Here is a 25,674-nt window from a genome sequence, read left to right as displayed (position 1 = left end):
AGCCACGCGCTCGGAGTCTTTGCCTCCGACAGCTACAGTGTGCAGGCAGTCTTGTCATCGAGCCTCCACCAACTCTGGGCGATCACCTATGGATCGACGCTTGAGACTCGGGTCCGCTACACACCGTCAGATGTCTTTGAGACGTTTCCACTTCCGACGTCAACCGCTCGACTCTCCGACGCGGGTCGCTCGCTTCACGATGAGCGACGCGAGATCATGCTTCGTCGGGACTTGGGTCTCACGAAGCTCTACAACCTTGTGAACGACTCCACCGTGCACGGAGACCTGGATGTCGACCGGCTGCGAGAGATCCACATTGAAATCGACCGGGCAACCATGGCCGCTTACGGATGGGATGACGTGGAGCTGTCGCACGGATTCCACACTTATCGGCACATGGAACGATGGACGATTGACCCAGTCGGCCGCGTCGAGGCACTCGATCGACTTCTGGAGTCGAATCACCTCCACGCGGCGGTGACGGACTGGACTTCTCGCGAAGGGCGCCGCCAACTGCAGGTCGCTGACGCCGAGACAAGCCTGTTCGACTGATTACCCCAGTCACTCGAACAGCGTCCTACCCGCCGACACAGCGCCGGTCTTCGATGTGCCCCGCCTGCCTGAGCCTTCGGATGCAACTCTCTTGTGGTTCTCTTCAAGGAGGCGATCAAGAAGTTCAACCCGCGCCGCTGAACTCACCGTCCACCGGGTCATCTGTCTAAAGGTATGGAAGCCATGACCCAGGTCGATATCCGACCAACCATAGGCATGCAGCACCGCTCGATCGAGGTCGACATGTAGTTGCCGGATACGGGCAACGTCCGGGTCCGCAGAGCTGCTGAGGTCGGCGTCATTCGCCAAGTTGTATAGCTTCGTGAGACCCAAGTCCCGACGCAACATGATTTCGCGCCTTTCTGCATCAAGCGCACGGCCAGCGATATCGAGTCCGCCGGTGCCCGCAGGACGTGGAAAAGTTTCGAAGACGTCGGAAGGGGTGTACCGAGGGTCATTCCGCATCCCTGATCCATAGGTGATCGCCCAGAGTTGGTGGAGGCTCGATGACAAGACTGCCTGCACACTGTAGCTGTCGGAGGCAAAGACTCCGAGCGCGTGGCTGAAGACTTGGCCCGTCGGTACTCGCACGGGCATCACGCTTTTGCTAACAAGAGCGATGACCAGCGCTTCCGACAACCCGGCGATCGCCTTGCGCAGGGCTGGACGCTTATCGCCGTACTGCCACCATCGCTCAGGTAGCGGCCGCCGGAGTACGAAATCACCGTTCGGCTTTCGTCTTTGACGCTCGGGGCGAACCCTCTCCAGAACGCGCGCATGCGGGATCGCATACTCGTGAGCCAACGCTTCTGGCCAGTCGTTGAAGTCGATGACCCACCTGGATGCGGAGGCGTCCGGGCGGGAGTTCAGATCCTCTCCGTTGAGATAGGGAAAGAGGACCTCGGCGTTCCTTGAATCGGCGGCAATCCACTCTTGCGCCCGGGCGGGTGGCAAGATGAAGCCCATCCCCAGTACGACACAACCCTGGAAAGCGATGCCAGCGTTTTCGGCCAAGCGCGCTGGTTTGCCCTCGATCCGGCCGACGGGTTCGAGGAGGGTAGTGATGCGCCGTACGGCTATGTCGTCGGCAATGCGGGGCACGGCATCGGCGACGACGCCGATCGTTCCCCACACCGCTGCGTACTCCAGGTTGGCACTCGCCGCTGGCCACGACCGGCTCTGGATCGAGCGTGTGATCTCGAAGCCATTGGCGACCATCGAGTCCAAGCCCACCTCTCGTGAGTCGCCTTGTGCGACGGTGTTTGTCGCGACGAGGCCGAGCGTGCCATTCGCCTGCAAAAGTGACGTCGCACGCAAGAAGAAGTAGGAAACCAGATCAGCGTTGCCCTTAGAACCACCGGCAACCTGATTCACGAGCCACTCGCGAACCTCGCTACTCATAGCACCACTCACCTTCTTCCCACCAAGGAAGGGAGGGTTCCCAACGATCGCATCGAATCCGCCGTGGTCGGCCATGACGTCGGCGGCCTCGATGACCCAGTGCAGAGGTTGCCACCGGACATAGTCGGTTTCGACGGTCGGGGTGAGGCCTCGGTCGATGATCGAATCAATCCAGCTGCCGTCCGCTGTGTCCGTGCTCCGGCGCGGATACGCCTCTCGAGCCGCTTCGCGGAGGTCCTCGTAAGCAGCGTCGAGCAGCCTTCCCGGCTTACCGCCAAGCGGAAGCCCGGCAGCGATAATGCCGTCAGCGAGCTTCCGCAGATCGGCCGTGACGTCGCGAAGCTGGGCAAGCTGGCGTCGCTTGGCGGCGCCGGACCGGGCAGGACTCTCGTCCGATTCGACGGGTGACGCAAGAGATTCGCGCAGTTCGACTGCGCGCTTGATGATCGAGTCGATGTCGACTTCGAAGATGTCGAGCATCCCCTGTTCCCGGTTGGCTCTGGCCGGGTCAATGTGCATGGCTCGGAGCTGCCGAAGGTCGGTGAGTCCGAGCAGGGAGTTGCCGAGGAACACCTTGTCGTCGACGAACGAGAACGGCAGATCGCGGTCGAGGGAGACGAGCCAGAGGGAGAGCTTGCACATCTCGATGGCCATATCGTTGATATCCGCGCCGTAGAGGCACTGGGCGACGACCTCGCGGATCGCGAGGGTGTGCAGGTCTTTGCGCCCCGCGAAAGCGGGGTTGTCGCTGACCCAGGCTTCGACGAGCCGGTCGGCCAGGAAGCGGGCGGCAGCGACGAGGAATGCGCCGGAGCCACAAGCGATATCGGCGACTTTGAGGTTGAGGATGTCGGTGGGCGACTTCAGCTTCCACTCGTCGCGGTTGGCCGTTTGGTGCGCGCCGGGCGCGTAGACGAGGGGTTCGAGGGCGTACTTCACGACGTCTTCGGCGAGCGACTTCGGCGTGTAGTGCGCTCCGGCGTTCTTTCGTGATGGTGTTTCCTTGACGAGCAACGCGCCTTTGGGCACGACGAAGGGACGGTTGCGCAGGTCGAGCCGAATCAGGCCGAGCCAGGGTTTGACGCGCTCGCGCAGGTCAAGGTCGTCTCCGACCGCCTGGGTGAGGGCGCTGACGACGCTTGGGTCGACGGTGGCATCGATGGCCTTGGCGATTGCGGCCTCGGAGGAGGGCTTGGCCGAGGGCTGGTCGGTCTCGACGAAGGCACGGATCGCCTTGGCGAGCTTCTTGCGGTCGCTGTGCGCCGCGGCGAGTTCTTCCAGTTTGGCGAGCGGGATCTCGGGCTCCTCGCCCCGCGTGCCGAGGACCCCGACGACGAGCTCAGGCGCGACGGTAGCGGTATAGCCGAGCAGACCCTCGTACATGTAGCCGATCTGCTCGACATCGATGTCGCGGAAGGAGATGCGGCGGGCTTCGCCCTTGATCTCTGCGATCTGCACCGCGCGCAGGACGTGCAGCATGACCCGGTCGGAGACCGTGACGCCGAGGGTGCCGAGTTCGTTCGTCGCGGTCAGAAACGGGAATCGCGCCGCGTCGAAGAGCGAGCCGCCGTAGGCAGGCATGCGGAGGTTCTCGAACGTCGCGCCCTTGTACAAGGCGTTGCTGGTGGCCAACAGGCGGTGCCAGGCGAGCGATGTGGCGTCGAGGGCTTCCTCACTCTCGGCGGATTCGCGGGCGATTAGCTGGTCGAGTTCGCCGGCGATGCCGTAGCCCTGGTCGAACAGCTCGCCTTGCGGCAGCAGTCCGCGCTCCTCGGCGAAGAGCAGGAAGACCACGCGCATCATCACCGTGACGGCGGCTTCGTAGCTGTCGTGCGGGCGGCCCGGAAGCGGGTCGGGCAGGCTGCGACGCTTCGCGTCGGCCGAAGACTCGGAGAACGACTGGATGAGCAGTTCGACGGCACGGCGCACCTGCGCGCCGAGCGCCTCGGTGATCTCTTCGGCCGCGGCCACGGATTCCTCGAACAGCACCGGGAGGCGCTCGGCCGGGTCGCCGCCGATGAGGTACTGGCGTCCGATCACTGCGAGGAAGGCGTCGCGGGCGCGGGGCTCCTCGGTCCAGGTGAGGGCATCGACGATGCCGGACGCGGCCATCGCGCCATCGCGTGCGCACACCAGGCCCCACCAGCGGCCGTCGGTGACGATGCCGATCGGCACTTTGCTCTCGCGCAGCATCGCCTCGACGCGGTCGACCGGATTCGCTGCCCAGAGGTCGCCCGGCACTTCGCGGAGCGAGTCGACCGGGTCGATGACGTGCACGATTGCGCCGATGGCGTCGTCTCCGCGGAGGGATGCTTGGGCGTGGACGGTGACCGCACGGTTCGGCGACTGGGCGGCGACTCCGGACACTTCGCCCCAGGTGAGCGACTCGGCCCAGCCCGCGACGTCACGTAGCACGGTCTCGATCCACTTGTCGCGGGCTGCGCGGTAGGTGTCGAGCGCGACTTCGGAGTCGGAGCTACGATCATAGCGTTCCCAAGCGGACTCAAAGTCCTTGCGCGCGTCGGCCAGGTGCGCCTTCCGTGCGTCGGCGAGCTGCGGCATCCCCTCGGGCCAGACCCGCTTGAGCGGCGAGATGGCCAGGAACGGGCCCTCGGTGTCGACAAGTTCGAGCCAGGCGCGGTGCAGCTCGGCGCCGCTCTTCACAGGGCGATTTCGGGCGAGTTGGCGTGCCATCAGTCGCGCCACCCGTCAGCGTCGGCGCGGGTGAGCGCGAAGACCACGGCGGCGGCTGTGGTGTGGGGTTTCACGTCGGCGTACCTGTCCTTGATGGCGGCGATCTCGCGCGCCTCTTCGTCATCGAGTTCATCGAGGCGGCGCTGCATGGCCTCGCGGTCGCGCCGCCACTGGCGTTCCTGGTCGGGGTCGGTGAAGAGCTGCCCCTGGGCCTCGGCCTCCTGTGCTCGGAGGCCGGCGAGCGAGTCGCGCAGGTTCGTGCGGAAGGCGGCGAAGATCTCTCGCGCCTGTTGCACGTCGGCGGCCTCACGCCGCTGCAGCTGGTCAGTGACCTGGGCCTGCTTGCGTGCTGCCCGGTCACGCATCGCCGTTTCGAGGCTCTGGCGCAGTGGCGCATCCGGCACGTTCCAGATGTCGGCGAGCTGATCACGCACCCGCGTGTCGGCGAGCACGAGGTTCTCGCCGTCGAGCGCGGTGTCGAGTGCGGCCTCGGCGCGCTCCTCGGCCATGACACGGCGGCCACGCAGGCGCACCCCCGCGAGGAACACCTCCTCGTGCAGCCGGATGCCGCCGCGACCGACGAGCACCATCCGCGTGACGGCGGCGACGAACGACTCCTCCAAGTCATCCACGACGACCGCGGTCACTCGGCGCAGCGTCGAATCGAGGCTCCACAGCGACCGGCGCAGGAGCCGCTGAGCCTTCTGCACAATCGGGTGCCCGAGGTGCACATACACAAGGTCAGCACGCCCGTCGACCGCATCCGGGTCGAAGGTGATTGGACGCAACTCGCCCGGGTTCAGCCGGGTGTCGAGGCCGCGGAGCGTGTCGCGCCAGCCCGCCGTCAGCGTCGGCATCGTGAACACCTCGGCGTCGGTGTCCTGCGCGAAGTCGTAGTTCGGCACGAGTGGCGACTGGTGGTTGATCCGCAGCGCGGTGTCGACGACACGTCGCAGGTTCGCCGGGTCGAGGTGCATCTCGCTACGGGTTGCGTCGTAGCCCTGCTCCAACTGAGTCAGCCGGGCGTTCAGCTCCATGCCGCCAGCCAGCGCCTGGTTGATGACGCCGTTGGTGTCGACGCCCTTCGATTTGGCCTTCGGAGCTGTGCGCTTGCCGAAGTGACCCTGAATCTCCGCACCGACGACCTGGTTGGCCGAGCCGAGGTCATACTCCACCTGGGCGATCTTCCGGGCGATGATCTCCATGAACTTGAGGTCCGAGCCGTACGTCGAGGAGTCGCGCTCAGGCACGAAGTGGTAGACCTGTGGCTCCTCCGCCTGCCCATACCGGTCGATGCGGCCGATGCGCTGCTCCAGGCGCGACGGATTGAACGGGATGTCGAAGTTCACCAGCCGGTGGCAGTAGGTCTGAAGATCGATGCCCTCGCCCGCCGCGTCGGTGGCCAGCAGTACCCGCACCGGCTCCTTCGACGGATCGGCGGTGAACTGCGACCGGATGTACTCACGGTCTTCCGGCGACGTCGACCCTTGGATCACCGCAAGTCGATCATCGGTGTAGCCATTCTGCCGCAGCACCCGGGTGAGCCACTCGACGGTGTCCGCGTACTCGGTGAAGACCACGACGCGCTCGTTCGACCACAACTTGCCGTCGGGACGGCACACCGAGTCGAGAAACGTGATCAGCTCGTTGAGGCGCGCATCGGCACGGCTCTCATAGCCCAGGCCCCAGTTCGCGAGCGTTTCGAGCTGGCCCGACTCTGCGCCGACCAACGGATCGGAGCCCTTCGAGTCGCGCAGCCGCTCAGACTCGTCCTGCTCCCACAGCCCCTCTTCCTCGTCGGACTGGCCCTCGCCGAAGATGTCGTCGTACTCGTCATCCGACAACCCACGGCTGGTGTTCGAGGCGAGGTAGTTGCCCAGAGTGGTGCCGAACGCGTACGGGCTCGAAAGAAAACGCTTCTTAAGCAGCATCGTTACAATATCGCCGGTCGGCTTCGTACCGTTGAGCTTGGCGCTCTTTGCGACGATCTCGTCGAGCAGCGCGAACATCTTCTGCTCGTCATCAGAGGGATCGAACAGCAGCGCATTGACCTTGCGCTTCTTGAAGCCCTTGCCCGACAGGTCGATCTTGAGACGACGGACCGTCACATCCTTCAACGCGTTCGAGTCGAGGTGCGCGCCACGGGCGAACCGGCGCGGGTCGATCATCTCCATCAGCGCCGTGAACGACTCAGGGTGGCCGTTGTGCGGAGTCGCGCTGAGGAACAGGCGGTGCTCGCACTTCTCGGCGAGCTGGCGCACCGCGACCGTGCGCTGCGTGTCGACGGCGTAGCCACGGCCACCCGCGACGGTCGACGGACTCGACGGCGCGACATGGTGCGCCTCGTCGACCACGAGGATGTCGAACGCATACCGGCTGCCGGTTTTCGGGTTGCTTGCCCGTGAGTACACGTCGCGCAGCAGCCGCTGCGCGCGCATCTGCGACAGCCACGCCATGCTGACGATCACACGCGGGAAGATCTGAAAGGGGTTGGCCTGGAGACCGTGTGTGCGCCGTACCTCGGCCATTAGCTGGGAGTTCACGATCGTGAACTCCAGACCGAACTTCTCCCGCATCTCGTCCTGCCACTTCAGAGACAGGCTCGGCGGGCACACGATCACCGCGGTGCGGGCGCGGTGGCGCAGGAACAGCTCCTGGATGACCAGGCCTGCCTCGATCGTCTTGCCCAGACCGACGTCGTCGGCCAGCAACAGGTTCGCCCGCGGCGCGCCGAGCGCACGGCGCAGTGGCTCAAGCTGATACGCCTCGACGTTCACGCCCGACCAGAACGGTGCCTGGTAGCGGTTCGGGTCAGCGCTCGTTACCGCACCCCACCGCATCGCGTCGATAAACCCGGCCAGCGTCTCCGGCTGATCGAACCCGTCGGCGTGGATCACATCCGGGAGACCCTGCGCGGGCGTGACGGTGTGGCCGACTTCGAGCTCCCACACGACGCTGAGCTGCACGCCGAGGCTGCCCTCGTCAAGCGACTGAAGGTCGACGACATGGCTGAGCTGCGCCACTGCCTCGTCGGCAGGGCTGCGCGGGAGCCCCTGCGCCTGGACGTTCGAAACCGCCCAAGTGGAGCCGCGAACTTCGACGACCTGGCCCGGTTCGGGCAACGTCGGTGCCCCCTGATTCCCACTCATCGTCATCCCAGCCACGCTCTACATTCTGGCGTAGACATACGACGTTCCGACGAGGAAGCGCCGCCTGCGCCCCCTGACCGCACAATTCAGGTTGCTCTAAACGCGTCGCCCAACGTCACGGCTCGGCCCTTGATCCCGCCGCTGGTGGTCGTGACGGAATCGAGCTGCACGGGCTTCTGCTGCCTTCTGCGCCTCTTCCGTGGCCAGGCGTTGCGCCTCGGCCTGGGCAGTATGCTCGTGGATGAGTTGCACTGCTTCGTCTGGTGGGAGCGCATCGAGCTGGGCGAGGTAGCGGCGATCCTGCGCCGCCTGTTCGCGCAAGGCCTTCACACGCGCGGCGAGCGCGCTCGGACGGCGGTACCCGAGCATGCGCTCGTACAGGGCCATGTGGTCCCTCGACTGGCGCACGGCGGTCTCGTTGGCGATCTGGTGGGCCTGCGCTGCTTCCGCGCGTGCTTCGACGATCTCGGGCGCGACGTCGGCCTGGTGCTGGGAGGCTGCGTCCGCCCACGCGGACAGGCTACTCTCGCTTTGCGGAATGCTCTGCCACCGGTCATGCACGACCCGCTCCGCCGCAGTGAGGCGGGCGTCTGCGCTGTTCGCGGCGCGGGTGGCAGATCGCTTGCGGAACTGGGACGCGTTCTCCTTAGCGCGATGTGCCACGTACACGTCCTGCTGCGCGGCCAGGAGCTCAGCACCGTCGGTGGTTGCTTCGTGGAGCATCGACTCGACAACGCCCACGAGCACGGCGGCAATCTTCGCATCCGCGGCTTCCGCAAGTTCCCGCTGCGGCTCGTACTCGGCTTTGTATCGCTCGGACTGTTCATGCAATTGCGCGACTGCCGCCTCCCAATGCTCTCGCTCCGTATCTGCTTTCGTGAGGCGCTCAGTAATCCGCTCACGTTCGGCGTTCACGATGGATAACGGACCGTTCGTAACGAGGCCCGCGACGGCTTCGCGGGCGCGCTCTGTCGCGTCGGTCAGGCCGCGGTCGGCACGGTCGCGGGCCAGGGCGTCGACGAACTGCTGCTTTGCATCGTTGAGGTCGGTGGCGACGATGTGGAGGGTATTCGTGTTGCGGCCGCGGGTCATGGCGACGTAGACACCTGCCGCGTCGAGCGCATCGGTGAGCATCGTGTGCGAGGCATCGACGGTCGCACCCTGGACACCGTAGGTGGTGACCGCGTAGGCCAGGTGCGCGTCCTCAGTCACGTACTCTGCGGGCAGCGTCACGGTGCGGTGCTGCTTGCGCCCGCTCACCGTCTCGACCACGCTGAGGGCGCCGTCCTGGGCGACGTGCTGGACGGTCCAGGTCTGCCGGTTGGCGACACCGACCGTGCTCTCGTTGCGGCGGGTCTGGATCACGTCCCCGGCACCGATGGGGAGCCCGTCGCTGCCGGACGCCGTCAGTGCGTCATCGACCTCACCGCGGCCTATACGCTCGGCGCGGATGCGTTCGTTCAGCACCCGCGCCTCGTCGTTCGTCGCGGTGGTGATCGCGTCCGCCGTGCTCGTCGTCGTGGCGATGGTCCCCCGCACATCGTCGTCGGTGTCGTACAGAGCGATGAAGCCGAGGTCATTGAGACGATCGAAGATCGCAGCGGGGTTGCGGCCTTGCCGCAGCTCGAGCGTGAGCGTCGCGTACACGCCGTCGGTGAAGCGGTGCAGGCTCGTTATGTCCACGACCACCGGGGTGAGGCGGGCGGCGATGTCGAGCACGCCGCCGCGTCCGACCGCGGGGAGTTGCGCACGATCGCCAACGAGCGCGACAGTCGCCCCGGCCTCGTCCGCGACTTGCAACAGGGCGACGGCGGAGTCCTGGTCGAGCATCCCTGCCTCGTCGACGACGATCCGCTCACCTCGCGCAAGACGCGCCTCCTGCACCGGCCCCCGGTAGGTGCTTCCGGTTTCGGGATCGGCGTCACCGGGCCTGAGGCGCGTCCACACACCGTGGCTGTTCCACCGGAACCCGTGCGCGTACACAAGCGCGGCGACGGAGTCGGTCGGGATGCCGAGGTCCTGGGCGGCGACGTCCGCGGCCTTCTTCGTCGGCGTGACGACCCGCATCTCACGGCCCTCCGCGGCTGCGGCGGCGATGGCCGTCTTGAGCATCGTGGTCTTACCCGCCCCTGCGGCGCCTTCGACCACAACGAGCGGGTTGGCGGATGCGACGACGGCGGCCGCCCGCTCCTGTTCATCGTCCAGGCCCGCCCGCATCGCAAGGCCGTATACGCCCGGCACGCGCTGGTTGGACTTCTCCGCGCGTGCGGTGAGCAGGTCGCGCAGTTCCGTCTCGGCAGCGACGACGCGCAGCGACGTGAGATGCGTAACGTGCTCCGGGATCGGCGCACCGGGCGGGAGCACGGACAAGCAATCCTCCGCCGCGAGGTGCGTTGCGAGTTGCACGAAGTCCCGCAGCTCTTTGGGTGTGGCTTGGACGCCGTGCTCGGTCGTGACGCGGATGACGTGCTCGCGCAGTGTGTGCACCGTCCATGCCGAGCTGCCTGCCGCACACCGGTCCAATGCGCGCGACGCGACTTCCTCGATGCGCAGCTCGTCCAGCGCGACGGGTACAGGCCGCCCCACGCGTGGCGCGTCCGGCCTGTACCCGGCGTCTTTGAGCTCGGCGCGCCAGCCGGCTTCGCTGCCGAGCACCGCGGGCTTCTTCCCCGGGCGTTCGTACTCCCACGCCTTCGCCTTCAGCCTCGCCCGCACGACCGGGCCAGGCTCCTCGCCGGGATGCGCAGCATCCCACCCCGCTTCGAACCGGGCAAGGTTGCGTTCGACCTGCGCGCCCCGCTTCGACATCACCGCGTTGTACGGCTCCAGTTCCGCGACCTCACCGGTCACCGGATCGAGCGTGAGGCCATGCGCGTCAAGCACTGCGGCGAGTTGGGGGTGCGCAGCAATGACGGCGGTGCCGAGGGCGCGGATGGCGCCCTGCTGCTTGAAGAGAGCCGCGGTGTCCAGGCCGCGCCACTTTCCTGCCGCGTAGACGCGGGTGCCGATCTGAAAGTGGATATGCCGATGCGGGTCACCGGCACGGCTGGTCTTGTGCGCGACGACGACGGTCTGCAAGTGCTGCACGAGCACAATCTCCCGCGCGTGCCGAGGACCGACGCGGGTGACCGAGTGCTGGGCCAGCCACCGGCGGATCTCCGCAGCCGCGTCCCGCTGCGCGGCCTCGAGCGCGTCGGAGACCTCCGGGTGGAGTGCTGCGGCGATGGAGAGGGATTTCGGGGCGTTGATCAGCATCTCCGCGAACCTCGGCGAACCGCGCTTCCCCTCCCCTGCGTTTCGCGGGGTTCCCATCGACGTGCCGCTGATCGGGTCCGTCCAGTCCACCCATGCGGCGTACTGCTCCGGGTCGAGCGTCCGCACCTGGATAACCTCGCCCGCGGCGTCGGTGACGCTGAACTCCGCCAGAGCGGTGCCGCCCTCCAGGTAGTACTCGTCCGCGGTGGACCGGTCCGACTCCAGGTAGCGGCGCGCGGCCGTGCCGGTACCGCGGAACAGGATCACGCCGCCCTTCATCTCGGGCCTCCTCACGAGTCATCTCATGAGAAAGGTGCGCACGCCCCACCAGCGGTGGCATACGTCCATGAATGATGTGGAGCAGGACGAGCTACTTCATGTGGCCAGAGGTCGGCATTGCGGGGATTGCGTGTTGCGAGATGGCTCCTCAGGAAGATGAGTCGAGTGATCGCGAGGATCTCGCGATCGTGACGAGCGGCTCATAGAGGTGCCTACGGTTTCGCCACTGTGGCAGCACCGTGCCCGGAGTGCTTTCGTGTTCTGGGATGAACCGTAGCGGTGGTGCGACCGTGGCACCGCCGCATGGCCTTGGGTAAATCCGCGCTCTTGACGGTGCCGCCGATTCGGCGGGACCGTGCGACCTGGGAAAAGGTCGGTTACAAGTGAACCACGGTGGCGCCGAATCGGCACCACCGGAGCGTCTTCTAGGAAGATGGCACCCTGGCACCACCCGGTAGCACAGCACATATAGTAGCTCCGATTCGCTTTGAGCACTAGATGTGTGCTTTATGCCGTTACTTCGATCACTCCCCCAGGATCGCATCGAGGATGTCGGCAGTCACGACATCGACTTGCTCCGCGGTGACGATATAGCTGTTGCGGGTGATCATCTCGTTCGCGTGCCCGAGCAAGCGAGACGCGATCGTGATCCCCGCGGCACGCTCTACGAGGGTGGCGGTGGTGCGGCGATAGATGTGCGTCGAGTACTCATCGACCTCCACCCCGAGGCGCACCAGGTCGTCGCGGTTGTCGTCGATGAACGAGCGGAGCAGCCGTTCGTAGTTGGACACGCTCATCGGCTTTCCGGTCTTCGTCGGGAACAGCAGCGCCTCTGGCCGGCGCTCCGCGCGCGCAAGTCGGCGGCGCACGGCGTCGGCTGCAAGGGCGGGGAGCGCGACGCGGCGGCGCTGACGGGTGCGCTTTGGGGCGTTCTTGCGCTGGATGCCCTGCACCTTGTTTTGGATGATCGTGCCGTCGATCAGTATCGTCGGCGGAGCCGTCGTCATGTCGACGTCGCAGCGTCGGAGCCCGATGCACTCGCCAACACGCGCGGATGTGCCGAGCATGATGTCCATGCCGTCCACGAGCGCCCGCCAGTTCGGGCGTGGCCCCATGCCCTCCGTCTCGCGCCAGCGGGTCATAAGATCGCGGATCGCCTCGATCTGCTGCGGGGTAAGCATCGCGGTCTTCTTCTCCGGTGTCGGCAGTCGGGTGACGTCGCGTACCGGGTTCGTCGGGATCGCGTCGTCGCGCACGGCGAACCCACAGATGAGCGAGAGCACCGAGCGGGCCTTCCGCGCTGCGGATACGCCCCGGTCGGCGAGGAGGTTCTGGATGATCCGGTCGCAGCGGCCGACCGTGAGTGCCTCCAGCGTGACGCCACCGCAGACGGGGACGAGGGTGAGACGGACGGTGGTCTCGTAGTTCTCGTATGTCGACCACGACAGTGTGCCATTCTCGGCGCGCACCTTCACCGTCGGCAGCCATGCCTCGGCCGCCTCCGCGATGGTCGATCCGGCGGTGACGATGGCCTTCGTGTGCGTCGTCATCGTCTTCGCTCGTGAAAGCAGTTCTTCGCGGGCTGCATCCTCGGTAGCGCCTTCGGCGCGGAGTTGCACCAGCTCGCCGGAGTCGTTGCGCATCCGGGCGCGTGCCCGCCATTTGCCGTTCGTGAGCTGTCTCACCTGCACCAGGCCGAGCTCGCCTGCGGCGATCTTCGGCCTAGCCATGACGCTGCTCACGCGCCCAGGCGAGCACGTCGTCGCGGTCGTACTTGACGTGCCGGCCGAGCTTCAGCCACGGCGGCCCGGACTTCGTGAGTCGCCAGCCTTCGAGCGTGCGCTCGGGCACGCCCAGCAGCACGGCGACCTCGGCCTGAGTCAGGAACGCGGGCTCGACCTCGATGCGTACATGAGCTTCCATGCCAGACAGGTGCGTAGCGCGTACCCACGCGAACCATCGGGGACGAGTGCGTACCTCATCGGCAGAGAGGACCACGAAAAGCGCCCCGGGGGGGGGGTTCTGGTCACGAATCTGGTCACCAGACGCCAGATCGTGCCACTCGACGGAGTGAGGAGGGAGCCGGACTTCCTAGAGAACTCTAGCGATTCGTTGCTGGGGTACCTGGACTCGAACCAAGAACAACTGAACCAGAATCAGCCGTGTTGCCAATTACACCATACCCCAGGGGGTGACGACCGAAGTCGTACCGAGGGTCTAGCTTAGCCCACGCCGCGACCGAGTCCAAACCGAGTGCCGTCCGGGCAGTCTCATAGCTGGCACAACGACGCCGCAGGTGAAGCGGTCCTACCGTGACCGTTGTGACCGCGCTCCCCGCTTCTTCCGCCGCTCCGCTCCCGTCCGTCCGCGCCCAGGCGACAGCCCGGCGACGGTTCGGCACGCCCTGGCACTGGTCGCTCCTCACCCTGGGCGTGTTCGCGGCCGTGCTGACGACCTGGGGCGTCGGCGGCTCGATGTCGGATTACTACGCGTCCATCGCACTGTCGATGAGCCGGAGCTGGCCGAACTTCTTCTTCGGCTCTTTCGACCCCGCCGGCACCCTCACTCTCGACAAGATCCCCGGATCGTTCTGGATCCCCGCGCTCATCGTCCGCATCTTCGGCTTCTCTCCTGCCGCGGTCATCATCCCCAACGCGCTGGCCGCCGCCACTGCCGCCGTGGTCACTGCGATCACCGCTCGGCGCTGGGCGGGGGTGACCGCCGGTCTGGTCGCCGGGGCCGTCGTCGCCACGACTCCCATCCTGGTCGCGGTGGCGCGCTCCAACCAGCCGGAGACGTTCTTCGTGCTCGCGCTCGCTCTGACGGCGTGGGCGGCGACGCATGCGCTGCGCCGGGCCAGCTTCGGATGGCTGATGCTTGCGGGCGTGTTCATCGCGGCCGGATTCCAGACCTACATGCTCGAGGCATGGGCCGTCTGGCCCGCGCTCGCCGCTGCCTACCTGTGCACGCGGCAGCAGTGGTGGCGCCGCGTGTGGCACCTCGCCGTGTCCGGAACGCTCAGTCTGGTGCTCTCACTGAGCTGGATCATCGCCGTCTCGCTTGTGCCGGCATCCGACCGTCCTTATGTCGGCAGCACGCTGACGAACAACCCGTGGGAGATGGTCTTCGGCTACAACGGACTCGGCAGGTTCGGCGACACGACCGCCGACACCACGGCGTACCGCTCGTTCACTCCCCCGTTCTCGGGGAACCCGTCGGCCGTCCGACTGCTGAACAGCTCACTCGCCGATCAGATCGGCTGGATGATCCCAACCGCGGTCCTCGCGATCGTGATCCTCGTCGCACTGCGCGTGCGCCTGCCACTGCTGGTGTTCGCAGCCGTGTGGTTCGTCACGTTCGCCGCGATGTTCTCGCTTGTCGCCGGCATGCACCAGTTCTACACGGCGTCGATGGCCGTCCCCATGGCGCTGCTGATCGGCGCCGCGTTCGCCAAGGCCCGGCGACGTCGCGTCTTGTGGGCGCAGATCGCGCTGCCGGCAGTGGCGGCGACGACGGCGCTGATCATCAGCCTGAGCGTCGCATCGAATCCGGGCGCCGCGTTCTCGCTGCCGGTCGCGGTGGTACAGGCTCTCATCGCGGTCGCCGCCGTCATCGCCGTCGTCATGGATCACCGCCGCGCACACGCACGGCGACTGACCGCCGTGATCGGCGTGATCGCCCTGCTGCTGACGCCGGCGAGCTGGGCCGTCGTGACGATGTGGTCACCCAACTCGACCAACCCGACGGCCGCGGGCGTGGCCAGCGTGTCCGGTATCGGCGGCGCCGGGGGCTTCGGAGCCGGTGCGCATGGCGGCGCCCCGGGATCGGCGGGCACCGGCGGGCCCGGCGTGTCCGGCACCGGCGGCGGCTCGGCGCCGTTCGGCGCGGGCCACCGTGGCGACGGGTTCTCTCGATCTAACGGCGAGAGCGGACCCTCCGACGCCGGCACGCGCGGGCGCGCGAACGGCGGCGGTGCGCTCACCCGGGGCTCCGTCGGCTTCTCGGGTTCGCCGAGCGGGGCGCAAACGCCTGCCGTCGGCACCGTCGCCTGGTTGAAGGAGCACCAGCAGGGCACCGCGTACCTGGCGGCGACCTTCGGGGCGCAGAGCGCGGCGTCGCTGATCCTCGCCTCGGACGGTGGCTCGTTCCTCCCCATCGGCGGCTTCGACGAGCGCGATCCTGCCCCCACGCTCGCGACGTTCCAGACGCTCGTAGCCGACGGGCAACTGCGATACGTGATCGCCGGCAACGGCGGTGGCTTTGGCGGATTCAGAGGCAGCGGAGGGCCGTCGGGCGGGCTCGGCGGCACCGACAGCGCGAGCACCGCGGCCGGTCAGATCCGCACGTGGGTCGTGGCGAACTGCACCGAAGTCATGGACGCCCCGATTTCGGGCCTCTACTCCTGCGGCGCCTGATGCGCCGCGGCTCCCGGCTCAGCCGAGGTGCTGAACCAGCGCGCCGAGGCGGCGCACCGACTCCGCCTTGCCCAGCAGCTCCATCGACTCGAACAGGGGCGGGGACACCCGTCGTCCACTGACAGCGACCCGGAGGGGGCCGTAGGCGATCCGCGGCTTCAGCCCGAGACCGTCGATCAGTGCCTCCGACAGCGCGTCCTGCACCGCAGCGGCGGTGAAGTCGTGCTCGGGCACCAGCTCGAGTGCTCCAACGGATGCCACGAGCACCTCCCCCGCATTGGCCGGCAGCCCCTTCAGCGCATCGTCCTCGTAGGCGATGTCATCGCGGAACAGGAAGCCCAGCAGCCCCGGAGCCTCGCCGAGCAGCTGCATACGCTCCTGCACGAGAGGTGCAGCGACGTCGAGGGTGGTCTGCTGGGCCGCCGTCGGGGGGTTCTCGATCAGGCCGGCGGCGTGAAGATACGGCACGAGGCGGTCGGCGAAGTCCTCGGCATCCAGCATGCGGATATGGTCGCCGTTGATCGACTCGGCCTTCTTCTGGTCGAAGCGGGCGGGATTGGGGTTCACGTCGACGATGTCGAACGCGGCGACGAACTCGTCGAGGGAGAACACATCGCGATCCGCCGCGATCGACCAGCCGAGCAGCGCGAGGTAGTTCAGCAGGCCCTCGTGGATGAAGCCGCGTTCACGGTGCAGGAACAGGTCGGCCTGCGGGTCGCGCTTGGAGAGCTTCTTGTTGCCCGTCTCGCCGAGGACCAGGGGCATGTGACCGAATCGGGGCATGAAATCGGTGACGCCGGCGTCGATGAGCGCCCCGTAGAGCGCGAGCTGACGCGCGGTGGAGGGCATGAGGTCTTCGCCGCGGATCACGTGGGTGATGCCCATGAGTGCGTCGTCGACCGGGTTCGTGAAGGTATAGAGCGCCTGGCCGCCGGCGCGGACGACGACGAAGTCGGGGAAGGAGCCGGCCGGGAAGGTGACCTCGCCGCGGATCAGGTCGACGTAGGTGAGGTCTTCGTCGGGCACACGCAGACGCCACGCGGGCTCGCGCCCCTCGGCGCGGAAGGCGGCCTTCTGCTCCTCGGTGAGCTCACGGTCGAAGTTGTCGTAACCGAGCTGCTTGGCACGACCGGCGGCCTCGTTGCGGGCGTCGATCTCCTCCGCCGTCGAGTAGGACTCATAGACGGCGCCTGAGGCGATCAGCGTCTCGAGAACTCCGGCGTAGATCTCGCGGCGCTGCGACTGGCGGTACGGCTCGTGCGGGCCGCCCTTCTCGACACCCTCGTCCCAGTCGATCTTCAACCAGGTGAGCGCGTCGACGAGCTGCCGGTAGCTCTCTTCGCTGTCACGGGCGGCGTCGGTGTCTTCGACACGGAAGATCAGCTTGCCGCCGGTGTGCCGCGCGTAGGCCCAGTTGTAGAGCGCGGTGCGGACCATGCCGACGTGCGGCAGACCCGTCGGCGAAGGGCAGAACCGCACACGGACGTCGGTTCCGGTGGCGGTGGTGGTTCGGGGATGGATCGCGGCAGACATCCATCCCAGTCTAGGCCGCGGGCGACGTGACCCTGTGGTCACCGTCGGGTGACGACGACCGCGCGGTGCCACAAGACGTCACGTCCCGGGCCCGCATCACGAGCGTGCGCCCGCGACCGCTGCCAGTTCGCGACCCAGCACAGCGAGAACCGTGCTGACCGACGGTACGCGCTCGGCGTCGCGCGCCGTGACGATGTGCAGGCCGCGCGCCTCCGCCGACGGGAGCGGCGACGTCTGCACACCGGGCAGGGTCGGGAAAGAGTCCACCGCCATACGCGGAAGCGTCGCCACACCGAGGCCTTGCGCGACGAGGCCTTCGACGGCGACGGCGTTGTCGGTCTCGAACCCGATGCGCGGATCGAACCCCGCTCGATCGCACAACTCCAAGAGGTGCCCGCGACAGCGCGGACACCCCGCGATCCACGTCTGCTCAGCCAGCTCGGAGACGCTCTCGACGCCGGAGTGACCTGCCGGCAGGACGAGCAGCAGATCGTCACGCCCGGCACTGCGCACCATCAGTCCGCGCGCGCTCGACCCATGCGGATCGTCGCGGTCCCCGGGGTAGCTGAACGTCAGCGCGATGTCGGCACGATCCTCGCGAATCGCCTCCACCGCCTCCGGGGGCTCCGCCTCGACATAGGTGAGCGTGAGACCAGGGTGGGATGCCGCAAGCGAAGCGAGCAACCGCGGCACCAGCACGGGCGATGCCGAAGGGAAGGCGACCAGACGAACGACGCCGGTGCGCAATCCCCTCAGCTCGGCGAGTTCTTCCGCGACCGCGTCGAACGCATGCGTGACGGCCGGCGCGTGGCGGGCGAGCACCCGCCCTGCCTCGGTCAGCCGCACGCCCCGCCCGACCCTCTCGACGATCGCGACACCCAGACGAGCCTCCAACCGGCGCAGATGCTGACTGATCGCGGGCTGGCTGTATCCCAGGGAGGCCGCAGCGGCTGTGATGGAGCCGGTGTCGGCGATGGCCCGCACGGTCCGCAGGCTCTGCACGTCGAACTCCGGGGTGGCGTCATTCACCCATTCATCATCCCACGGCATGTTTTTCATCCAATACCTGCCGTAGATCTATGCATGGCTCGACGGCAGGCTGGACGCATGGTCACTGCCCTCGCCGCACCCGCCGACCCCCTCACCGCGCTTCGTGCCGAGTTCGGCACGGCCGCGGGCTACCTCGCCGCGTGCACGGCGGGTCTGCCGATGCGCGCCACCCGTCGCGCCGTCACCGCCGATCTCGAGGGGCACCCCGACATCGCCGGGTACAGCCGCGCGGTCGAAGCATCGCGAGCATCATTCGCGTCATTGGTGGGCGTCGATGCCGCGAGCGTCGCGATCGGCTCGCAGACGTCGGTGCAGCTGTCTCTGCTGATCGCAGCATTGCCTGCCGAGGCAACGGTGCTCGTGCCCGAGCACGAGTTCTCGTCGCTGGTCCTCCCCTTCGTGCACGCCGGTCGCGGCATCCGGATTCGCACCGCCCCGCTGTCGCGATTGGCCGACGCGATCTCGGAAGAGATCGACCTCGTCGCCTTCTCGCTCGTGCAGTCGGCGTGCGGCCACGTCGCCGATCTCGATGTCATCTGTGACGCCGCCGGCGCGGTCGGTGCGCGCGTCGTGTGCGATGCGACGCAGGCCGTCGGATGGATGCCGGTCGACGCCGCGCGCGTCGACGCCCTGCTCTGCCACGCCTATAAGTGGCTGTGCTGCCCGCGCGGGGTGGCCTTCATGGCGCTCAGCGCGGACTATGCCCGTTCCCTCACGCCCGTTCAGGCGGGGTGGTACGCCGGGGAGGACCCGTGGTCGTCGTGCTACGGCGCCGATGCCGAACTCGCCGCATCCGCTCGCCGCTTCGATGTCTCCCCCGCGTGGCAGGCCTTCGTCGGCGCCGAGCCCGCGCTGCGCGCATTCGCACGGGTCGGCATGCACCAGGTGCACGCGCATGTCACGGGTCTCGCCGCGTCGTTCCGTTCGCAGACCGGACTCGACGACCCCGAGACACCCACGGCGATCGTCACCTGGGTCGACCCCGACGGCGCCGACCTCGCTCGCCTTCAGGAGGCCGGCATCACGGCATCCGGACGCAACGGACGCGCCCGCGTCGCGTTCCACGTGTTCAACGACGACGACGACGTCGAGCGAGCCGTCGCCGCCCTCGGCCGCTGACCTCGAAGCGACGGCGTTCTCTCCCCCGCCGCACGGCGTGGACGGGCCGTATTCAGTCTGCGCGCGAGGACCGACCGCCTGCACCCGCGGAATCACGCGGATGCCGAGACCCGCCGCCACCGCCCAGACTGAGTACGGCACGCAAGCGGGACCAGCCGGCACGGGAGTCGGCGCCGGCATCGGCTGGGACGCGCTGGCGCGGGCACGCTGCGCTGGGCGTGCACACGACGCCGATTCCGCGGAGATGTCGGGATCAGATGACCGCTCCGTGTCAGATCGTCCTCGGCATCCGCCATCTCCTCGGCGTCCGCCATCTCCTCGGCATGCCCCGCGCCGCAAGCCGCCCCAACTACGCCGCAACCGCGGCACCCCGGGCGCGTCAGCCGCGGCGCGCGTAAGGGGAGAGCACCGTGACTGCCACCACCAGCACCAGGGCGACCATCGCCAGCCCGCCGTAGCCGATCTGGCTCAGGACGACGCCGGCGAGCACGGCGCCGACGGCGGCGCTGAAGGTCATGATCGTGTCACTCAGGCCCTGTCGCCGCGGCCGGAGACGGGTCGGGGAACTCTCGGTGAGCAGAGCGGCACCCGACACCGTCGCGGCGCTCCACCCCGCGCCGAGGAGGAACAGCGCGACCAGCACCGCCCATTGCGAATCGGGCACGGTCGCCGCCACGATCAGGGATGCCGCCAGCACCGCCTGACCCAACAGGATCGTCGCGATGCGTCCCCATCGGTCGGCCAGCGCGCCGAACAACGGTGACAAGCCGTACATGCCGAACACATGCAGCGCGATCGTGGTGCCGACCACGAGGGTGACGTGCTCGGGCGCGAGGTGCGCCAGATGGATCGGCGTCATCGCCATCACCGACGCCATCACCACGTGCGATCCCGCCACCGCGAAGATCGCGTAGCGCGCGGCCACCGGCCGGTCGAGATCGTCGATGTGCTCACGCTGCGCATCGCCGCTGCGCGCCAGACGCTGTGCCAGCAGCAGCGGGTCGGGCCTCAGTGCCGCGAGGTAGAGCGCGAAAGCGATCAGCTGCGCCACGATCGAGAACGCGTAGGAGCCGGTGAGCGGCGGCATCCGCAGCGCGGCGCCGACGGCCTCTCCCGGCGTCAGGAGCAGCGGACCCAGTACACCGCCGACGGTCGTCGCCCAGACGACGGTGCCGAGGTCGCGCCCCCGGCGCGCAGCCGGTGCCAGGTCCGTCGCAGCGAAGCGCGACTGCAGATTGCCCGCGTTGCCGGCGCCGATGAGCACCACGCCCACGATCAGCAGCGGAAAGCTACGCGCGGCCGCGGCGCTGATCACGACCGCGATGCCGATCAGCGCCAAGAGGTTGCCGAGCGTCAGGGCCACCCGCCGCCCCCGCCGCCCCGCCAGGCGCGCGAGCGGGATGGCGCACAGGGCAGCACCCAAGGTCACGGATGCCGTCGCCAGCCCCGACAGCGCCTCATTGCCCGACAGATCCGCCGCCAGCAGCGCGCCGAGCGAAACCGTCGCGCCGAACGCGATGCCGCCCAGCACCTGCCCGGCGGCGAGGACGGTGACGGTGCGCCGCTGGATCCTCGCGACCGCGGCAGCATCCATCGCCGGCTCCGTGTCGGTCACGCGTTTCGCGCGGTGTTGCGGAGCGTTCCGAGCCCCGTGATCTCGACCTCGACGGTCTGGCCCGCTTCGAACGGGCCGATGCCGGCAGGTGTCCCGGTGAGGATCACATCCCCCGGCAGCAGGGTGAAGGCCGCCGACGCGTACGCGATGATGTCCGGGACGGAATGCACCATGTCGGAGATCGGGCCGTCCTGGCGCACCTCCCCGTCGACCCGCGTCACGATGCGCGCACCGGCGTCCAGATCGAAGTCGGTCTCGATCGCCGGTCCGAGCGGGCAGAACGTGTCGAATCCCTTGGCCCGCGCCCACTGGCCGTCCGACTTCTGCAGGTCGCGTGCCGTCACGTCGTTGCCGATGGTGTAGCCGAACACGTAGTCCAGCGCCGCGGATGCCGGGACGTTCTTGGCCACACGACCGATGACGACCGCAAGCTCGCCCTCGAAGTCCGTGCGCTCGGACTGCGGGGGCCGCACGATCGCGTCGCCGGGGCCGATGACGGCGGTGTTGGGCTTGAGGAACAGCAGGGGCGCCTCGGGCGCCTCGCCGCCCATCTCGGCGGCGTGGTCGCGGTAGTTCTTGCCGACGCACACGATCTTCGAGCGCGGGATGACCGGTGCGAGCAGCGCGACCTCGCCGAGAGGCACACGCTCCCCCGTCGTCTCGAAACCCGCGAACAGCGGGTCTCCGGCCAAGACGACCAGCTCGGTCTCGTCGACGATGCCGAAGCGGATCGCGTCGTTGTGGCTGAAGCGGACGACCCTCACGCCGCCGGCTCCGCGTCGCTCTCCGGCGCGTCGAGGCGCACGAGCCAGCCGTGCGTGTCTTCGCGGCGCCCGTACTGGATGTCGGTGAGCTCGTCGCGCAGCGACTGTGCGAGCGGGCCGAGAGGCTGCTCGTCGACGAACTCGCGCCCCTTCAGCACACCGATCGGAGCGACCACAGCGGCGGTGCCGCACGCGAACACCTCGACGATGTCGCCGGAGGCCACGCCCGAACGCCACTCGTCGATCGACACCGCACGACCCTCGATCTTGTGACCGCGGTCGGCGGCCAGCTGCAGGATCGAGTCACGGGTGATGCCCTCGAGGATCGAGTCCGACTGCGGCGTGACGATCGTGCCGTCCTTGTAGACGAACACGACGTTCATGCCGCCGAGCTCTTCCACGTTGCGGTCCTGGTCGAGGAAGACGACCTGGTCGCAGCCCTGCTCGTAGGCCTCCGCCTGCGGCAGCAGACTCGCGGCGTAGTTCCCACCCGTCTTCGCCGCGCCCGTGCCCCCCTTGCCCGCGCGTGCGTAGTCCTCGCTGAGCCAGATCGACACCGGCTTCGCGCCGCCCTTGAAGTACGCGCCCACCGGCGAGGCGATCACGTAGTAGCCGACCTTGTTCGCCGGACGCACGCCCAGGAACGCCTCCTTGGCGAACATGAACGGGCGCAGGTACAGGCTCTGGTCGGCGCCGGCGGGTACCCACGCGCCGTCGACGGCGATGAGAGCCTTGAGCGACTCGACGAAGTACTCCACCGGCAGCTCGGGAAGCGCCAGACGCCGTGCGCTGCGCTGCAGGCGACGGCCGTTCTGATCGGGTCGGAAGGTCCAGACCGAGCCGTCGGCGTGACGATACGCCTTGATGCCCTCGAAGATCTCCTGCCCGTAATGCAGCACCGCCGCGGCAGGGTCGAGCGAGAGCGGGCCGTAGGGCTGCACGCGCGGGCGGTGCCATCCGCCGCGCACCGACCAGCAGATGTCGACCATGTGGTCGGTGAAGGTCGTGCCGAAGGCGGGGTCGGCGAGCAGCTGCTCGCGTTCCGCCGCCGACTTCGCGGCGAGGTTGCGGGTGACCGCGAACTCCAGAGGGGCAAGTCCGGCGTCGGGTTCGTAGGTGAGGCTCATGTCGTGTCCTGAGGGTGTGAGCGGTCGGCGTGCGTGCGGCGGTTCCAGGCTACGCCTGGACTGCAGCGACGATGGCGTCGCCGACCTGAGTGGTGGTGCGGGGTGCGGAGCCCCTGTGGGCGATGTCCTCCTCGACGGCGCGGGTGACGCGTGCGGCTTCGTCGGCGAGCCCGAGATGGTCGAGCATGAGGGCGACGGAGAGGATCGCGGCCGTGGGATCGGCCTTCTGCTGTCCTGCGATGTCCGGCGCCGAGCCGTGCACGGGCTCGAACATCGAAGGGAACGCGCCGTCGGGGTTGATGTTCCCCGAAGCGGCGAGGCCGATGCCTCCGGTGACGGCGCCGGCCAAGTCGGTGAGGATGTCTCCGAAGAGGTTGTCGGTGACGATCACGTCGAAGCGGCCCGGGTTCGTGACCAGATAGATGGTGGCCGCGTCGATGTGCACATAGTCTACGGTCACCTCGGGGTGCTCCGAGGCCACGGCATCCACGATCCGTTTCCACATGCCGCCGGCGTGAACGAGGACGTTCGTCTTGTGCACGAGCGTCACCTTCTTGCGTCGGCGCCCCGCCTGGGCGAAGGCGTAGCGCACGACGCGCTCGATGCCGAACGCCGTGTTGACCGAGGTCTCGTTGGCCACCTCGTGCGGCGTACCGGTGCGGATCGATCCGCCGTTGCCGACGTAGGGGCCCTCCGTACCTTCCCGAACGACCACGAAGTCGATCTGCCCGGGATCGGCGAGCGGCCCGGGCGCACCCGGATACAGCTTGGACGGGCGGAGGTTGACGTAGTGGTCGAGCGAGAAGCGCAGCTTCAGGAGCAGTCCGCGCTCGATGTTCGCGTCCTTCAGACGTGGATCGCCCGGCACACCTCCGACGGCACCGAGGAGGATCGCGTCGTGCGCCGCGACGGCGGCGAGATCATCGTCGGTGAGCGTGTCGCCCGTGTCGAGGTAGCGCGCGGCGCCGAGCGAGAAGCGTGTCTTGTCGAAGGTGACCTCGGATGCCGCGGTCACGGCATCGAGCACCTTTTCCGCCTCTGCGACGACCTCGGGACCGATGCCGTCACCCGGAATGACGGCCAGCTTGATGACACGCGACATGGAACTCCTCGACACTGCTCGTACTCGGGCATGCGCGGCGCCGTCGGTGTCGATGTCCGTCGGGACGATCAGTGATCGACGTGGGCGCTGCGGGACCCTTTCAGCGTAGTGGCCGCGATGACCGCGGCGATGGCGACGAGCACGGCTCCGATCACCGCGGTGATGCCGACGCCCGCGTCGAAGGCGTGTGCGGCCGCCGCGCGCAGCGCATCGGCGGTGGCGCCGTCGAGTGAGCCCGCGACCGTCATCGCCCCTGCCAAGGTCTCGCGCGCGGCATCCGCCGCCGCCCCTTCGACCCCCGCCGGAAGCACGATGCCGGTTCGATAGGCCGCCGTCAGGATGCCGCCGAGCACCGCCGTGCCCAGGACGGCGCCCAGCTCGTAGGCCGTCTCCGACACGGCGCTGGCCGCTCCGGCCTTGGCGGGAGGTGCACTGGCGAGAATGAGCTCGTTCGACACTGTCTCGGCGGCACCGATGCCGATGCCGAGCAGGACGAAGGCGGCGATCAGCAGGGCCAGGGCGCCGTCGCCGACCGCGCCGGGGACGAGCAGGTAGGCCACGACCGAGAACGTCAGCGCGACCGGCACGACCACGCGCGCCGAGACGCGCCGCGCGATCGGGACGACGAGGAGGCCGGCGACGATCATCGCAGCCATGCCGGGCACCAAAGCGAATCCTGCCTCCATCGGCGACAGGCCGACGATTAGCTGCAGATGCTGCGCGACGAAGTACAGGAAGCCGACGAGGGACACAACGCTGAGGAGGTTCACCAGCAGCGCGCCGCTGAAGGTGCCGCGCGCGAACAGCCGCATGTCGAGCATGGGCTGCTCCGAGGCGAGCTGGCGGCGTACGAACGCGACCCCGAAGCCGAGTCCGGCTGCCGTCAGCACCACCGGCAGCACCCCGAAGCCGTGCACCGCGACCTCCTTGATCGCGTAGACGATCGGCACCATCGTCAGCATCGACAGGGCGATGCTGACCGGGTCGATGCGGCCCGGGCGCGGATCGCGACTCTCGGGAACCAGCAGCGGCGCAAGGATCAGCAGCGGGACGAGCACCGGAACCGACATGAGGAACACCGAGCCCCAGGCGAAGTGCTCGAGCAGGATGCCGCCGACGATCGGACCGAGGGCCGCTCCGGCGGAGAACATCGACGCCCACACCGCGATCGCCATGCGGCGTTGGTCGCGGTCGGTGAAGATGCTGCGCAGCAGAGACAGCGTGGACGGCATGAGCATCGCGCCGAACACGCCCATTCCCGCGCGAGCCACGATCAGCCAGGCTGCGCTGGGAGCGAAGGCGGCCAGCACGGACACGGCGGCGAAGCCCGTCGCACCGATCAGCAGCATCCGTCGACGTCCGAACCGGTCGCCGAGCGTGCCCATCGTCACCAGCAGCCCCGCCAGCACAAGCGGGTAGGCGTCGATGATCCACAGCTGCTGGGCGCTGGAGGGGTTCAGGCTCAGAGCGATATCGGGCAGGGCGAAGCTCAGCACCGTGTTGTCCACGGAAACGAGCAGAACCGGCAGCATCAGCACGATCAGTGCGAGCCAGCCGCGCCATCCGACCCGCTTGCCGTTCGACTCGGCCAGGGTGATCTCTTCAGTCAGTGTCATCAT

14 protein-coding genes, 1 tRNA gene and 1 pseudogene are annotated in these 25,674 nt (G+C 68.0%); 3 read left to right on the top strand and 13 right to left on the bottom strand.

Features of this window, described 5'->3' with window-relative positions:
* Positions 1-552 (top strand): annotated as a pseudogene (locus HMPREF1529_RS16345) (SAM-dependent DNA methyltransferase); the annotation flags it as partial.
* A 9-nt stretch (positions 553-561) separates the two neighbouring features.
* Here the strand turns inward: HMPREF1529_RS16345 and HMPREF1529_RS11890 are convergent.
* The 6 genes from HMPREF1529_RS11890 to HMPREF1529_RS11865 form a co-directional block, all read right to left on the bottom strand.
* A complete protein-coding gene (locus tag HMPREF1529_RS11890) occupies positions 562-4,647 on the bottom strand; it encodes a DNA methyltransferase (RefSeq protein WP_016465011.1) in 4,086 nt (1,361 codons plus the stop codon).
* Positions 4,647-7,796, bottom strand: coding sequence for a DISARM system SNF2-like helicase DrmD (drmD, locus tag HMPREF1529_RS11885; RefSeq protein ID WP_232212122.1), 3,150 nt, complete (start codon positions 7,794-7,796; stop codon positions 4,647-4,649). The genes HMPREF1529_RS11890 and drmD overlap by 1 nt, the downstream gene beginning before the upstream one ends.
* Before the next feature lie 96 nt (positions 7,797-7,892).
* Positions 7,893-11,330, bottom strand: a complete 3,438-nt coding sequence (gene mobF, locus HMPREF1529_RS11880; protein WP_016465009.1) for a MobF family relaxase — start codon at positions 11,328-11,330, stop codon at positions 7,893-7,895.
* Between the two features lie 524 nt (positions 11,331-11,854).
* Positions 11,855-13,060, bottom strand: a complete 1,206-nt coding sequence (locus HMPREF1529_RS11875) for a tyrosine-type recombinase/integrase (RefSeq protein ID WP_016465008.1) — start codon at positions 13,058-13,060, stop codon at positions 11,855-11,857.
* Complete coding sequence (locus tag HMPREF1529_RS11870) at positions 13,053-13,253, bottom strand: helix-turn-helix domain-containing protein (protein WP_016465007.1); 201 nt, start codon at positions 13,251-13,253, stop codon at positions 13,053-13,055. The genes HMPREF1529_RS11875 and HMPREF1529_RS11870 overlap by 8 nt, the downstream gene beginning before the upstream one ends.
* Positions 13,254-13,445: 192 nt before the next feature.
* Positions 13,446-13,517: transfer RNA gene (locus tag HMPREF1529_RS11865), tRNA-Gln, on the bottom strand.
* Between the two features lie 134 nt (positions 13,518-13,651).
* Between HMPREF1529_RS11865 and HMPREF1529_RS16425 the strand changes: the two genes are divergently transcribed.
* Positions 13,652-15,745: an ArnT family glycosyltransferase gene (locus HMPREF1529_RS16425; RefSeq protein WP_269634124.1), complete on the top strand. Its 2,094-nt coding sequence runs from the start codon at positions 13,652-13,654 to the stop codon at positions 15,743-15,745.
* Between the two features lie 18 nt (positions 15,746-15,763).
* Here HMPREF1529_RS16425 and gltX read toward each other — a convergent pair whose 3' ends face one another.
* Both gltX and HMPREF1529_RS11850 read right to left on the bottom strand, forming a co-directional pair.
* The gene (gene gltX / locus HMPREF1529_RS11855) at positions 15,764-17,278 is read right to left on the bottom strand and encodes a glutamate--tRNA ligase (protein ID WP_016465005.1); all 1,515 of its coding nucleotides are present in this window, start codon (positions 17,276-17,278) and stop codon (positions 15,764-15,766) included.
* A 96-nt stretch (positions 17,279-17,374) separates the two neighbouring features.
* Positions 17,375-18,337: a LysR family transcriptional regulator gene (locus tag HMPREF1529_RS11850; protein ID WP_016465004.1), complete on the bottom strand. Its 963-nt coding sequence runs from the start codon at positions 18,335-18,337 to the stop codon at positions 17,375-17,377.
* Between the two features lie 48 nt (positions 18,338-18,385).
* Between HMPREF1529_RS11850 and HMPREF1529_RS11845 the strand changes: the two genes are divergently transcribed.
* A complete protein-coding gene (locus tag HMPREF1529_RS11845) occupies positions 18,386-19,447 on the top strand; it encodes an aminotransferase class V-fold PLP-dependent enzyme (protein ID WP_016465003.1) in 1,062 nt (353 codons plus the stop codon).
* Positions 19,448-19,826: 379 nt separating this feature from the next.
* On the opposite strand, the gene HMPREF1529_RS11840 is transcribed toward HMPREF1529_RS11845, so the two are convergent.
* The 5 genes from HMPREF1529_RS11840 to HMPREF1529_RS11820 all read right to left on the bottom strand — a co-directional run bounded on the left by HMPREF1529_RS11840 (position 19,827) and on the right by HMPREF1529_RS11820 (position 25,674).
* On the bottom strand, positions 19,827-21,041 hold the full coding sequence (locus HMPREF1529_RS11840; protein ID WP_016465002.1) for an MFS transporter: 1,215 nt from the start codon (positions 21,039-21,041) through the stop codon (positions 19,827-19,829).
* Positions 21,042-21,058: 17 nt separating this feature from the next.
* Positions 21,059-21,826, bottom strand: coding sequence for a fumarylacetoacetate hydrolase family protein (locus HMPREF1529_RS11835; RefSeq protein WP_005050135.1), 768 nt, complete (start codon positions 21,824-21,826; stop codon positions 21,059-21,061).
* Positions 21,823-22,953: a branched-chain amino acid aminotransferase gene (locus tag HMPREF1529_RS11830; protein WP_016465001.1), complete on the bottom strand. Its 1,131-nt coding sequence runs from the start codon at positions 22,951-22,953 to the stop codon at positions 21,823-21,825. Before HMPREF1529_RS11830 ends, HMPREF1529_RS11835 begins: the two co-directional genes overlap by 4 nt.
* Before the next feature lie 49 nt (positions 22,954-23,002).
* Positions 23,003-24,055: a 3-isopropylmalate dehydrogenase gene (locus HMPREF1529_RS11825; protein ID WP_016465000.1), complete on the bottom strand. Its 1,053-nt coding sequence runs from the start codon at positions 24,053-24,055 to the stop codon at positions 23,003-23,005.
* Between the two features lie 68 nt (positions 24,056-24,123).
* On the bottom strand, positions 24,124-25,674 hold the full coding sequence (locus tag HMPREF1529_RS11820) for an MFS transporter (protein ID WP_016464999.1): 1,551 nt from the start codon (positions 25,672-25,674) through the stop codon (positions 24,124-24,126).

Source organism: Microbacterium sp. oral taxon 186 str. F0373, assembly GCF_000411455.1.
Taxonomy (GTDB): domain Bacteria; phylum Actinomycetota; class Actinomycetes; order Actinomycetales; family Microbacteriaceae; genus Microbacterium.
This window is presented reverse-complemented; position numbering and strand designations above follow the sequence as displayed.

Coding starts and splice junctions, on each gene's coding strand:
- HMPREF1529_RS11890 (WP_016465011.1), bottom strand. CDS start 4,647: ATGGCACGCCAACTCGCCCGAAATCGCCCTGTGAAGAGCGGCGCCGAG.
- drmD (WP_232212122.1), bottom strand. CDS start 7,796: ATGAGTGGGAATCAGGGGGCACCGACGTTGCCCGAACCGGGCCAGGTC.
- mobF (WP_016465009.1), bottom strand. CDS start 11,330: ATGAAGGGCGGCGTGATCCTGTTCCGCGGTACCGGCACGGCCGCGCGC.
- HMPREF1529_RS11875 (WP_016465008.1), bottom strand. CDS start 13,060: ATGGCTAGGCCGAAGATCGCCGCAGGCGAGCTCGGCCTGGTGCAGGTG.
- HMPREF1529_RS11870 (WP_016465007.1), bottom strand. CDS start 13,253: ATGGAAGCTCATGTACGCATCGAGGTCGAGCCCGCGTTCCTGACTCAG.
- gltX (WP_016465005.1), bottom strand. CDS start 17,278: ATGTCTGCCGCGATCCATCCCCGAACCACCACCGCCACCGGAACCGAC.
- HMPREF1529_RS11850 (WP_016465004.1), bottom strand. CDS start 18,337: ATGAAAAACATGCCGTGGGATGATGAATGGGTGAATGACGCCACCCCG.
- HMPREF1529_RS11845 (WP_016465003.1), top strand. CDS start 18,386: ATGGTCACTGCCCTCGCCGCACCCGCCGACCCCCTCACCGCGCTTCGT.
- HMPREF1529_RS11840 (WP_016465002.1), bottom strand. CDS start 21,041: ATGGATGCTGCCGCGGTCGCGAGGATCCAGCGGCGCACCGTCACCGTC.
- HMPREF1529_RS11830 (WP_016465001.1), bottom strand. CDS start 22,953: ATGAGCCTCACCTACGAACCCGACGCCGGACTTGCCCCTCTGGAGTTC.
- HMPREF1529_RS11825 (WP_016465000.1), bottom strand. CDS start 24,055: ATGTCGCGTGTCATCAAGCTGGCCGTCATTCCGGGTGACGGCATCGGT.
- HMPREF1529_RS11820 (WP_016464999.1), bottom strand. CDS start 25,674: ATGATGACACTGACTGAAGAGATCACCCTGGCCGAGTCGAACGGCAAG.